The organism is Paenibacillus sp. CH40, from assembly GCF_024213605.1.
Classification (GTDB): Bacteria; Bacillota; Bacilli; order Paenibacillales; family Paenibacillaceae; genus Paenibacillus; species Paenibacillus polymyxa_B.
Window position 1 is genome coordinate 16,742 of the sequence record NZ_JANAVQ010000009.1, and the last position, 13,498, is coordinate 30,239.

A 13,498-nucleotide genomic window follows, 5' to 3' on the forward strand; every position below is an offset into this window, starting at 1 on the left:
AGGGAAATCTTTGAAAAAGCCTATCATTTTGAAAAAAATACCTGTCGTATCACTCGCTCTTGCCTTGACGGTAAGCTTGTCTCTGCCGTCTGTCAGTTCTGCTGCTACCGCAGATCTACAACTCAACTCATTTTTGGAAGCTCAGCAAGCATTGACTATTGAGGCGGCTCCGGCCTTCATTTCGCCAGAGCTAAGCACAGACTCTTCCCGCCAGATCAGAGTCATCGTACAGCTTGATGGTGAGCCCTTAGCCGTGGACAAATATGCGGCACGTTCAGGCGTCCAAGCTTTCACAGCTCAATCTGAGCAAAAAGCGGAATCCGCGATTGCCACCGAGCAAACTACGTTCGTGGACCAAGCCGCTGAGCATGGTATTTCTCTCCAGGTGAATTACCAGTACAACACGGTGCTTAACGGCTTGGAGGTCACATTGCCGGCCAATAAGATTCCAGAACTGGCTAAACTGCCAGGCGTAAAATCCATTCATGAAAACAAAACGTATTATTCCATCCCCGTACAGGACCCGCCAACACTTACAGCCAGTGAAGCCACTTATGATAACGCACCGCTGGACCAGATTGGTGTTCCTGAAGCCTGGGCCAAAGGATTGAATGGCGAGGGAATCAAGGTGGGGGTTATTGATACCGGTATCGATTATGAGCATCCGGATTTGAAAGAAGCCTATAAAGGCGGATATGACTCTTTTGAACAGGACAACGACCCTTACGAGGAACCGTTCCTTGAAAAAGAGAATGACCCATACGGCACAGGTTTTAGCGGAACGACACATGGTACTCACGTCTCCGGCACGATTGCCGGTAAAGCCGCAAATAAATCCTCAGATATTGTACAAAAGGGTATTGCCTATAAATCGGACTTATACGTGTATAAAGTGCTTGGACGCAATACCAAGACGGGTCGTTCCTCCGGTTCCTCCGCACAGGTCATTGATGGCATTGAACGCGCTGTCAAAGATGGTATGAACGTCATTAACCTGTCGCTGGGCTCGGATTCCGAAAAGGACCCGAACTCCCCAGATTCCATTGCTATTAATAATGCTGTACTTTCCGGCGTAGTCGCGGTCATAGCGAATGGTAATGCGGCACAGGAAGGCCCCTATTTTTATTCCATGGGTTCTCCCGCAACATCACAGCTGGCGATTTCCGTCGGTGCAGCTACTTCGCCGAGCAAAAGCTTCTCAGGTACAGCTTCGGTCACCCGTGACACCTATTGGGAGGCTAACGGTGAATTGAAAAAGACCGTAACTGATGATGCTTATGCACATTATGATTTTAATTTGATGGGCTGGGAGACAGGCAGAGAAGACTTTGCCTCCATTTTGGGAACTGCCCCTTATGAGCTGGTATATGCGAATCTGGGACAACCTGATGATTTTGAAGAGAAAGACGTAGCAGGAAAAATCGTCCTCGTTTCACGCGGCAACTTGGCATTCGTGGATAAAATCGCAAATGCGAAGAAAAACGGTGCGAAGGCTGTTATCGTTTTTAATGGGAATACGAAAGCGGGCGACATCACCAAAGCTGATTTAGGTGAAAGTATTTCAGGTCGCGATGACTACGTTAATTCCAATTTGGGTGACAGCTTTGACTTTATTCCCACCTTTGACATGAAAGGTAAGGAAGGCCGTGCACTGGCTAAACAAATCGTAGACAACGCTGGAGAAAAGTTCTCAGTTTCCTTTGGAGCAGACTATATTCGCACAGATAATGCAGGTAATACCATGGCCGATTTCAGCTCCCGCGGACCGAACGGAGATGAACTGCTCAGTATCAAACCGGACGTGAGCGCACCAGGTGTTGGCATTTTATCAACCTACCCTGCTTTCGCCAAGTTTTATCCAGATGCATCTTATGAGCAGGCTTACAAACGTAGCAACGGTACAAGTATGGCGTCTCCACATGTGGCTGGACTTGCTGTGCTGCTGAAGCAGCAGCATCCGAACTGGACACCGTTTGATATCCGCGCTGCGCTCGCCAACACTTCGATTACACTCTTTGATGAGGATAAAATTCAATATGATGTGTATTCCCAAGGTGCAGGCCTTGTAAACATCGCTAATGCGATTCAGACTCCCGCCCTGCTGGAAACTGTTGAAAAGATCACGATTCTCGACAAGAACTTTAATCGGCAGGAGGTTGTGAATTACAATCCTTCCGCCAGCTTCGGGGTGTTACGACCTGGTAGTGATGCGAAGCAGATTCAGCTTCAACTCAAAAACCTGTCGGCTAACACTGTGCAATATGAAGCCAGCACCGTTTTACATGATAATGTAACTTCTGATCCAACTCAACCGATTGCTACACCTGACGTGAGCAACATTGCCGTTCAGTTGCAAGGTGTGGGCGCGAATGGAGCAATCTCGGCAGAACCGGGTAAATCGCAACCGTTCTTCCTGTCTGTACAACCAAATTCGGGTGCAGCCACAGGTGTATATGAAGGGGAAGTTATTCTGAAAAGCGCCGGACTGCCAACACTTCATCTGCCGTTCGTCGTTCATGTAGGCAAAGAAAATCCTACAACTGGCTTCGGCTTGCAGGACTTGAGTGTCACCAACCCGATTATTTATCCGAGTCGTACAGGTGCTCAACGTTCAACAGATTTGGCATTCCGCCTGACCACAGATAAAACCAACCAGATCGCGCTTTATGTATACGGCGTAGATGATAAATTAATTGGTCTTATTGACGGCATTACGACTTCCAAAGAACAGGGAGCCAACGCTCGTCTCAAACAAGGCGCATATTCCTTCAAGGATATTGACGGAAGTTACGTCGAATTAGATGACAAGGGAAAACCTGTTCTGGATGCTAATGGTCAGCCCGTGATTCAGCATTTGAAGGACGGCGTATACAAGCTGGAAGTCAGTTCTCCAGAACTGAATAAAGACGGCGAAGTCGTACGCAATGCCGACGGTCCTAAACTCTTCACCGCCACTAAAGCTATTCGCGTGGATAATAGCGCCGCATCTAGCGGTAGTGGTGGAGGCGGAGGTGGTGGAGGTGGCGGCAGAAGCAATACTACACCTTCTACTACAACGAACACATCCACTCCTGTCCCTACATCTGCACCTTCACTTCAAAGCGTTGTAAAACAAGGACAGGCTGTTAAAACTATCACTACAGCCGTTGCATTGAACAATAATGTACAGTCGCTGACAGTAACCGATGCAGATTTGCAGGCTGCCGTGACAGCAGCAGGTTCCAGCCCGACAGCTATTGTACTGTCGGCTACTAGCCAAGCAGGCCAAACGACGAAGGCATCGCTCACTTCCACACAACTGGTAACGCTGGGCAAGGCTGCAGCAGGAAGCAGCTTGATTGTAAGCAATACAGGTTCTTCTCTGGCTTTGCCAGTATCCGCTCTGAAAAATGTTCCTGCTGGTGCAGGCATTGAAGTGGTAATCAGCAGCCAGACAGAGGCGAGTAACACTTTTACAAGTAAGCTGAAAGGCTCCAATGTGATCGGCACCCCGGTAGGGTTTGAAGCTAACGTTGTTACTGGTGGCAAGAGTGAATCGCTCAAAGTTGCTCCAGAACAGTTCATAAGCAGATCCTTTACCGTACCTGGTCAAATTGATTCCAATACAGCTGGTGTACTTTATACGGCAAACGGAAATGTCTATCCCGTTCCATCCGTCTTCACCAAGCAGGCTGATGGATCTACCGTCGTCAAGGTAAGCCGTCCGGGCTTCTCGACGTATGCAGCGGCGACACGTCCCGTTAGCTTTGAAGATATTTCATCGTCGTATGCCCAATCCGAAATTCAATCGTTGGCGAACAAGTTGCTGATCAACGGCACGACCGACACGACTTTCTCACCGAAGAAGAGCGTGACGCGTGCAGAATTTGCAGCCCTGGTAACTCGGGCACTCGGCCTGACACCGGGTACTGCTGCACCATTCAGTGATATCCCGGCAGGTAGCTGGTACTCCGGCGATGTAGCAGCCGCTTATGAAGCTGGATTGATTACGGGCCGCAGCAGCGACAAGTTTGATCCGAACGCTAATATCAGTCGTCAAGAAATTGCTGTCGTGCTGGGTAAAGCTGTAGATCTGCTTCAAATCAAAGCAACAGCCGATGGCCCTGCACGTACACCGTACCATGATGCTTCATCCTTTGCAGGCTATGCCAAGGACAGTATTGAAAAAGTAAGTGCAGCAGGTATCATCAACGGAGAAGCGATTAAAGGCTCTTCCTACTTCCAGCCGAATGCACCTACAACCCGTGAGGCATCTGCCAAGGTGCTGCACGTGCTTTTACAAAAAGCTTCGCTGATTAACTAACAATAGAAAAGCCTCCCGAGCCGTGTTATAACCAAAGCTGCGGTTCGGGGGGCTATTTTTATGTTACGCCATAATCTTAAATACTATACTGTTCCCGCTAAAGGTAGCGTTACTTTGAATACACTTCCCGTTCCCGGTGTGCTTTCAGCCGTAATGTTCCCGCCGTGTGCCTCCACGATAGACTGTGTAATGGCCAGACCAAGGCCCGCCCCACCTGAGCTACGTGTACGCGATTCATCTCCACGATAAAAACGCTCAAATATCCGCTCCAGCTGTTCTTTACTCATGCCTGGTCCGTTATCACGAATTTGGATATCCACCAACTTCTTACCTGCAGATAGGTTTACCTGGATCACACCTCTTTCCATATCAGTATGCTGAACAGCATTATGAAACAGGTTGAGCACTACCTGCTTGATTTTATCCCCCTCTGCCAACACCCGTATACCTGCCGTCATATCAAAAACTACCTTACGTGTACCTGCCAGCATAAGGAGCTGCGGTTTCATTTCCAACAGCAACGCATCTAGTGACATGTCCTCCAGTTTCAACTCCGGTGTTCGGTCCAGCTTAGCCAACAATAGTAAATCAGAGACCAGTTTATTCATCCGCTTGGATTCACCGTACATACTTTCTAGTGCCGATTGAAGCTGCTTCGGATTAGATGCTGCTCCACGAAGCAGCACTTCCAAGAAACCGTGAATAGATGTGAGCGGGGTGCGCAGTTCATGGGAAGCATCCGCAATAAATCGTCTCATCTGCATCTGCAATTCCCGTTCGGCAGCAAACGAATGCTCCAACCGTTCCAGCATCCCGTTAAATGAAACTGCCAAACGATCCACCTCATACTGCCCCTGCTCTGCGTCAAAGCGCTCGGCCAGATTGCCCGCATCAATACGTTTGACTGCCTCGACCATCCTGGAGAGGGGGACCAACGTGCGTCGCAGCACAGGAAGCATAAGCGCCAACCCAATCGCAAGCGCAATCAGTGATAATAAAATAAAGGTGCGGAGCTGGTTTATCAACTGCTCTTGCATAGAATTCGTGGATACGCCCATTTGAAGTAAACCGGACGAACGGTCAGGTGGACCGAGCGGACGGAATACAACCAGTTGCTCTTTCCCCTGAGCATCCGTGATTAATTGATAGCCGTGACGTATACGTTTGCTCTGCTGCATCGCATGATATTGCTCAGTGGTGAGACGTGGCGGCTTAAGCCCGTTTTCGTTGGACAAGCTCTGGAAGGTGCCATCTATATCTATAGAAGCGAGCGACATATCCGGCCAGAACAAAAACGGCCCCGGTCGATTATTCCTCCGATTGGTTTGTTCTCGGGGAGCGGTTACCCCACTCTGCTCCTGTGAATCCTTAATCAATAAATCGGCAGGAATTGAATTCAGCTGCGTATCCATAGCTTCTGCTCGACTGCGATACAGAAAATCTTTCATCAGAAAATATTGTAGAAAACCAATTAATACGAGCAGTAAAGCCAAAATGAGTAACGTTCTGGCTAAAAGCTGGGATCGGAGAGAACGGAGCGCATATTTTCTCCGACTTTTCCCGCCCGCCTTCATAGCAGATCCACCCGGTATCCCACACCGCGCAGCGTACGAATGACCCGGTGCTCCTTGTCTTTGAGTTTTTCACGTAAGGAGCGGATGTACACTTCAACAATATTATCCTCGCCCCCAAAATCGTACCCCCATACCCTGTCCAGTATACGACTTTTACTCAGCACAATCCCGTGGTTTAGCACCAGAAACTTCAATAGTTCATATTCGGTAGGCGACAGCTCCAGCACCTGACTCTGATAACGAATTTCCTTCCGTCGATCATCCACTTGAAAGGGTCCGTGGACCACTTCGCCCAGCAGATCGGGGAACTGATTGCGCAAGCGCGCTTCAATGCGAGCCAGCAACTCATTAAAACTGAAGGGCTTCACAACATAATCATCCGCGCCGATTTTCAAACCCTTTACCCGATCGTCTACATCATCCTTGGCGGTCAGCATAATGACAGCGATGTTATCCTCCGTCTCCTTGAGACTTTGGCACACCTCAAAACCGTTCATTTCCGGCATCATCACATCCAGCACCGCTACATGCGGACGAAACTCTCTTGCCAAATCGAGCGCTTCACTCCCGTTCTCGGCGGTTCTGACTTCATATCCTTCATTAATCAGTCCAAGCTCTAAAAATTGCAAAATATGAGGCTCATCATCTGCCAGCATAATTTTAACTCCGTGTATTGGATTCATTATTAATCTTCCCTTTCATGTTGCCGCATTTTTCTCATAAAAAAGTCGGTTCATTTTTCACCTGTATCTAATATACCTGAATCCTGTCGCAAAAAAAGCACCTCTGCTCAGCTTTCAGCTAACGTTCAGGGAGCGCTCAGAACCCATTAAGGTACGTATGGCATGATAATAGCAAGCCGGTAGTTCACCGGGCCAAGATCAGAAGCGACTGGTCATTCCTCAGTCCTGAAGATAGCGGCTAGAACAACGGAATAAATACAAAGAATTTTCACAGGGAGTGGAATGAACATGATTAAGAAATGGTTTAAGACCAGGGCGGACATCCCTCTGATCATCATTATGCTGATATCCGCATTTTTGAACGGATACAACATCTGGCAAGACAAATATGTAAACACCTACTATACGACGGCCGTAGCAAGCATGCTACAGAGCTTTCACAACTTCTTTTTCGCCTCACTTGATTCTGCCGGATCGGTAACGGTAGACAAACCGCCTGTGGTGTTCTGGATTCAGACACTGAGCGCCTATATATTTGGGCTTCACGGATGGAGCGTTATCTTGCCACAGGCGCTAGCTCAGGTCGGATCGGTCTTGCTCGTTTACTTGCTCGTCAAACCGAGCTTCGGTACGATGGCCGCACGATTGGCCGCCTTCGCCATGGCAACGACACCGATAGCCGTAGCGGTTAGCCGCACGAATAACATCGACGCTATGTTGGTCTTCACACTGTTGCTCGCAACATGGCTATTGTTCAGAGGCATTAGAAATAGCAAAACCCGGCTGATCCTTGCTGCTTTCGCAGTCGTAGGCATCGCCTTTAACGAAAAAATGTTGCAAGCCTATATGATCGTTCCCGCACTGGGTTTGTTCTATCTGCTGGCTTCCAAGTTTAACTGGAAGCGAAAAGCAGTAACACTGGTAGGGTCAGCAGTCGTTCTCCTGATCGTATCGCTCTCCTGGGCAGTCGTGGTGGACTCCACCCCAGCAGACAAACGCCCTTATATGGGAAGTAGTGGTACCAATTCTGTACTGAATTTGGCCTTTGGTTATAACGGCCTGTCCCGTCTGACAGGAGATCAGGGTACAGGTGGCAATCGTGGCGGTGAACGCACAGATCGGGACAATATCGCTACAACGAATAGCGGCAATACGAGCACGGATCAGGCTCAGACGACTACATCATCGGACAGTACTACCACTACGGGTGACTCTGGTGCCAACAACATGGCAGCAGGCGGATTCGGTGCAGGTGGTCAAATGCCACCGGGTGGATTTGGCGGCAACGGACAAAGTGGTCCTGGAGATGGGCAAGGTGGCCAGGGTGGACCAGGCGGTGGACCAGGAGGAAATTCCGGTGGTGGCATGTTCGGCACTGGCGAAAAAGGACCTTTGCGGTTGTTCCAATCTTCCCTGTCAGGCCAAGCCAGCTGGCTGCTTCCATTCGCATTGATTGCTTCCATCGGTCTGCTTGCAAGCATTCGACGTCGTAATATCACACAAAAGCACAAAGAGGTCATCTTCTGGCTGGCCTGGTTGATTCCCGTAGCTGCATTTTTCAGCGTAGCAGGATTCTTTCATCATTATTACCTGATTATGCTCGCACCACCAATTGCAGCGCTCTTTGGAGCAGGATTCGTAGAATTGTGGAACCAGTATCGTGAGCGTTCCAAATGGCTCTCCTGGCTGTTACCCGCCGCAGTATTGGCAACCTCGGTATTTAGCTGGTTTGTTTTGCAAAATTACAACGATACCATTGGTAGCGGCTGGTCCATCGCGGTATTGATCCTAGGGATCATCGGCACGGTGTTGCTGGTAATAGCACGAATGAAATCTGAGAAGTTCACAAGATTCGCCATCATTGCAAGTGTACTCGCTATGTTTATCGGTCCTGCATACTGGGCATTGACACCGATCGTCTACGGGGGGAACAGCATGATTCCACAAGCCGGACCGACTCAATTTGGCGGCGGTGGTGGCGGAATGCCGGGTGGCAATGATCGCACTAGAGGCCAGAGCGCTAATGGACAACAAGCCGAAGGAACTCAAACGAATAACCAGACTAATAATGTAGAGAATTCCAGTCCTGATGGAAATACTTCAAGCACACAAACAAGTACAGACACGGAACAAAAATCTTCTACCCGTTCCAGAGGAATGGGGGGACCAAACGGTAGCCAAAGTTTAGATCAAAAAACGTTGAGCTATTTGCAAAAAAACAACACAGGTGAAACCTACCTTTTCGCAGCAAGTAATTATTCAACGGCTGCTCCTTACCTGGTCGAGGCCGGACAAAAAGTAATTATTATGAACGGTTTTGTATCTTCCGATCCAGTCTATACCGTCGATAAAATCAAGGCGCTGGTCGAAAGCGGCCAAGTGAAGTACTTCATGATTTCTGGTGGAGGCGGCGGACCGGACGGCGGTAACTCTGAAGTCACTGCATGGATCAAAGAACACGGCAAAGTGATCCCTACAGATGAATGGAAAACAACAACAGGCGAAACAAGTACAGACGTTAAAGCAACCGAGAGCGGAAGCGATACCACAAACAGCAATGCAAACGCCCAGGATGGTCAAGGTGGCCCTGGCGGAGACGAACGTGGTGGAAGCGGTACTTTATACGAAATCACATTATAAATGAGGAGGAACTACGAATGAGTGAACCTATCCGTTATTCCATAGTTATTCCGATGTACAACGAGGAAGCCGTTATTACGGAAACCTACCGGAGGCTGAAACAAGTCATGGGCTCAATGGGTGAGCCCTACGAGCTGATCTTCGTAAATGATGGAAGTTCGGACCGCAGCGTCCAATTGATCAAGGAATTCAGTCTCAGAGATGACACCATTGTATTGATTGATTTCTCTCGCAATTTTGGTCATCAGCTAGCGATTACCGCCGGTATGGATTATGCGGTGGGAGAGGCGGTCGTCGTCATTGACGCCGACCTCCAGGACCCGCCGGAACTGATTGTTGAGATGGCTAACAAGTGGAAGGAAGGCTATGAGGTGGTCTACGCCAAACGGCTCAAACGCAATGGCGAAACTCGCTTCAAGAAATGGTCTGCCAGCCTCTTCTATCGTGTACTTAAAGCATCAACGGATATTAATATCCCGGTCGATACCGGAGATTTCCGCTTAATGGATCGCAAGGTTATAGATGAATTGAAACGGCTGCCGGAAAATAACCGATTCGTTCGTGGACTGGTCAGCTGGATCGGGTTCAAACAAACTGCTGTAGAATATGAGCGCGACGAGCGGCTCGCAGGCGAAACCAAGTATCCGTTGAAACGAATGATCAAGCTCAGTCTGGACGGGATCACATCCTTTTCGATTAAACCGCTTAAGCTGGCAGGGTATATCGGTGCACTTCTATCCATGTCCGGCTTCCTGTATCTGATGTACGTATTGTTTCTCAACTTTTTCACCGATTCCTATGTGATGAAGGGCTGGTCGTCTATGATTAGCATCAGCCTGATCTTTGACGGGGTGATCCTGATCATTCTCGGTATTATGGGTGAATATGTTGGACGGATTTATGACGAAACCAAAGCACGCCCGCTTTACATTGTCCGTGAGCATCTGGGTGGACAATACGAAAACGGTCCGACACATGCTATGAAAGCCCCTGAACCCCGTGAATCCCTGTACATGCAAGGAGCTCGTGAAAGTCTGATTTCGGTAGGACGCACAGTGCGCGGCAACAGTGCGGTATATACCGGACCCAAATCCGGTCATGGAGCCTAAACCATGAAAAGTCGCATCGCCCAACTGCTTCCTATGATCCGATTTGGTATCGTAGGTCTGGTGAATACGGGTGTTGATTATATCATTTTTATGCTGCTGGCTTGGGTCGGAGTGCCGGTCATTGTGGCGCAGACCATTTCGTACAGCTGCGGCACAGCCAACAGTTATATTTTGAACAGCAAATGGACATTCAACAAACAACTATCAAACGACACTAATAAGCGTCAATTACCTAAATTTATCGTCATCAACCTGATCGTTTTGGGGATAACCTCCTTATTACTGCAAGTGCTTCACACTGGAACCGAGCTGCCACTTGCTTTAAGCAAGCTGATCGCGACCGCAGCCGGAATGATCATCAATTATATCGGGAGCCGATACTGGGTATTCAGTTCCCCATCCCGAAAGGAAAGTGAGTTTCTATGAGAAAAATTACAAAAGCTGTTATTCCAGCCGCCGGGTTAGGAACCCGTTTTCTACCAGCTACGAAAGCTTTACCGAAAGAGATGCTTCCAATCGTAGACAAGCCAGCTATTCAATATATCGTAGAAGAAGCCATCAAGTCCGGAATTGAGAGCATCATTATCGTAACGGGGCGTAATAAAAAAGCCATCGAGGATCATTTTGACAAGTCTGTGGAGTTGGAGCAGGTACTGGAGAGCAAAGGTAAATATGATCTCCTACGTGAAGTTCAAAGCATCGGGGGTAAAGCAGTCATTCACTATATCCGTCAAAAAGAACCCCTCGGCCTGGGACATGCGGTCAGCTGCGCTCGTCAGTTCATTGGCGATGAGCCCTTCGCCGTGTTGCTGGGCGATGATATTATGAATTCCTCCACCCCGGCGATTCGTCAAATGATGGATGTTTACGAAGCGACTGGCAAGCAAGTGGTCGGCGTGCGCACAGTGGAAGAACAGGATGTAAGTAAATACGGCATTATTGACTCCACTCACCAGAACGGTCTCATTCATGAAGTCGGTGGACTTGTTGAAAAACCATCTCCGGCAGAGGCCCCCTCGCGGCAGGCAGTCATTGGTAGGTATGTGTTGGAGCCTTCCATTTTCTCTATATTGGAAAACCTGTCCACTGGAGCGGGCGGTGAATACCAATTGACAGATGCCCTTCATCAAGTAGCATTGCAGAACCAACTGCTCGCATTAGAGCTGGAAGGCACACGTTATGATATTGGAGATAAAGCTGGATATCTGGAAGCCGTGCTCCACATGGGTATGCAACGCGAAGATTTGCGTCCGATGCTTGACTCCATGATGCGCGAGTGGGCACTTGCTTCAATGATAAAATAGGGGAATTTCCTCCCTCCGAAATCCGACGGGTGCTGTGAAATCACGAGAGTAGATGGATGAACATGTAAACTTGTACAATATAAGAGTACAGCAGCATTTGAATCTACACGGCCGCCCAGTCGAAACTAAGGAGGAAAAGGACCTATGATCCCTGAGGGAAATCTGCAAAGTAATGTGGATCGTTTCAACGGTTTTGCCGACAACTACGATCAGCACCGCCCGGAAGCGCCGTCACTCGTCGTGGAAATCATCAGCCGCTATCTGGAGCGAAATGTAGAGCTAGTTGCCGATATTGGCTGCGGTACAGGACTTTCAACTTTCATATGGGAAAACGCCGCTCGGCAAATCGTCGGTATCGAGCCTAACCCGGACATGAGAGGAAAAGCACAGCACAAGCTGGAAACAGCAGGAACGACAATGGCAGAAACCATTTCCTTCAAAAGCGGATTCTCCAACAACCTGCCCTTTGAAGACGGAACTGTAGACGTCATTACCTGCTCTCAATCCTTTCACTGGATGGACCCCGAGGGCACGCTCAGGAAGCGGGCAGGGTCTTGGCTCAGGGCGGCGTGTTCGCAGCCTTTGACTGTGACTGGCCTCCGGTGCTGCAGTGGCAGATAGAGCAAGCTTATACAGAGCTTATCACCAAAGCGGATACCCTTTTGGAACAGGAAGCCCCAGTAGAGCAACAAGCTCATAAATGGAGCAAGGATCAGCATTTAGCTAATCTGCACCGCAGCGGACAATTCCGATATACCCGGGAGATTGTCTTTCACAACCGTGAGCAGTGTGACGCAGCTCGCTATACAGGGCTCGCTCTCAGCCAAGGGGGTATTCAAAGTCTCTTCAAACTTGGCAATCGAGCGCTTGACGACGATATAGCCCGCTTCGTGAAGCTGGTAGAGAATCATTTTCAGGGCAGAACACTAGATATCCTGTTCAGCTATCGCATGCGGCTCGGCATCAAGTAGAAAGGAATCAAGGTCATCGTGGATGATACGCTCTTCGGCTTAAGGCAAAAAAAGACTCTCCCTCGCCTCGTAAAAACGAGTACGTATAGGAGAGTCTTTTTCACTTCAATAAATAGTCACAGTCATATCCTTGCAAACCTTAGTCACAGTTCCGATGTGTCTTCGACTTAGGAAGAGCGAACAGCCAATAAGTGCGCCAACCGATCAGGGTAGTCCGTGATGATGCCGTTCACCCCGGCCTCCAGCAGACGCTTCATTTCTTCTGGCTCATTCACCGTCCATGGGTGGTAGACGACGCCTAATGCCAAAGCCTCTGATACAGCTTCTGGTGTAACAACTTGTTTGTAGGCATGAAGTGCTGTAACCCCGAATTGGGTGGCATACTCCGATGGACGAACCATAATTTCGATATACAGCGCCCCCGTCTTGATTTCAGGAGCAAGCTGCGCACAGAGCGCCAGCGATTCGTGATTGAAGCTGGATATGATTACCCGCTGTTCCAACCCAAAACGCTTCACGGCAGCAATGACCTCTTCCTCCATTCCCGGATAGAGATAAATGCTATTTTTCAACTCTAAATTAATAATTGTATTCGAGGACTGGGCTAGTTCCAGTAGCTCATCCAGCATCGGGACCCGCTCACCTCGGAATTTCTCATCAAACCAACCGCCCGCATCCAGTTTATTTAATTCTTCCAGCGTAATATCCCTTACATCCAGTGAGCAACCTGTCGTACGCTCCAGCGACTCATCGTGAATTAGCACCAGATGCCCATCTTGGGTGCGCTGCACATCCGTTTCTATACCTGTTGCTCCCAGTTCCAAGGCGTGGCGGAATGCCGCCATCGTATTCTCGGGACATACACCTGAAGCTCCGCGGTGTGCGAAATTAATCACCTTTTCGGTTACAGTCAC

At 48.9% G+C, this 13,498-nt stretch carries 8 protein-coding genes and 1 pseudogene; 6 read left to right on the forward strand and 3 right to left on the reverse strand.

Annotated features, from left to right (window positions below; translation table 11 throughout):
* Nucleotides 1-10: 10 nt before the first annotated feature.
* A complete protein-coding gene (locus NLX73_RS21060) occupies nt 11-4,303 on the forward strand; it encodes a S8 family serine peptidase (RefSeq protein ID WP_254327247.1) in 4,293 nt (1,430 codons plus the stop codon).
* Between the two features lie 83 nt (nt 4,304-4,386).
* Here the strand turns inward: NLX73_RS21060 and NLX73_RS21065 are convergent, their stop codons facing one another.
* Both NLX73_RS21065 and NLX73_RS21070 read right to left on the reverse strand, forming a co-directional pair.
* Entirely contained in the window at nt 4,387-5,877 is a 1,491-nt protein-coding gene (locus NLX73_RS21065; protein ID WP_254327248.1) for a sensor histidine kinase, read from the reverse strand.
* Nucleotides 5,874-6,560, reverse strand: coding sequence for a response regulator transcription factor (locus NLX73_RS21070; RefSeq protein WP_061830691.1), 687 nt, complete (start codon nt 6,558-6,560; stop codon nt 5,874-5,876). Before NLX73_RS21070 ends, NLX73_RS21065 begins: the two co-directional genes overlap by 4 nt.
* 288 nt (nt 6,561-6,848) lie before the next feature.
* On the opposite strand from NLX73_RS21070, the gene NLX73_RS21075 reads away from it, so the two are divergent.
* From NLX73_RS21075 to NLX73_RS21095, 5 genes and pseudogenes are all read left to right on the forward strand, one after another.
* Nucleotides 6,849-9,200 carry a glycosyltransferase family 39 protein gene (locus NLX73_RS21075; protein ID WP_254327249.1) on the forward strand — a complete coding sequence of 784 codons (2,352 nt, stop codon included), beginning with the start codon at nt 6,849-6,851 and terminating at the stop codon, nt 9,198-9,200.
* Between the two features lie 17 nt (nt 9,201-9,217).
* Nucleotides 9,218-10,309, forward strand: a complete 1,092-nt coding sequence (locus NLX73_RS21080; protein ID WP_254327250.1) for a glycosyltransferase family 2 protein — start codon at nt 9,218-9,220, stop codon at nt 10,307-10,309.
* Nucleotides 10,310-10,312: 3 nt separating this feature from the next.
* Nucleotides 10,313-10,735, forward strand: coding sequence for a GtrA family protein (locus NLX73_RS21085; protein WP_254327251.1), 423 nt, complete (start codon nt 10,313-10,315; stop codon nt 10,733-10,735).
* Entirely contained in the window at nt 10,732-11,613 is an 882-nt protein-coding gene (galU, locus tag NLX73_RS21090) for a UTP--glucose-1-phosphate uridylyltransferase GalU (protein WP_025723867.1), read from the forward strand. Before NLX73_RS21085 ends, galU begins: the two co-directional genes overlap by 4 nt.
* Nucleotides 11,614-11,757: 144 nt before the next feature.
* Nucleotides 11,758-12,584: pseudogene (locus NLX73_RS21095) on the forward strand (class I SAM-dependent methyltransferase).
* Between the two features lie 167 nt (nt 12,585-12,751).
* Here NLX73_RS21095 and NLX73_RS21100 read toward each other — a convergent pair.
* The gene (locus NLX73_RS21100) at nt 12,752-13,498 is read right to left on the reverse strand and encodes a glycerophosphodiester phosphodiesterase (RefSeq protein WP_069080765.1); all 747 of its coding nucleotides are present in this window, start codon (nt 13,496-13,498) and stop codon (nt 12,752-12,754) included.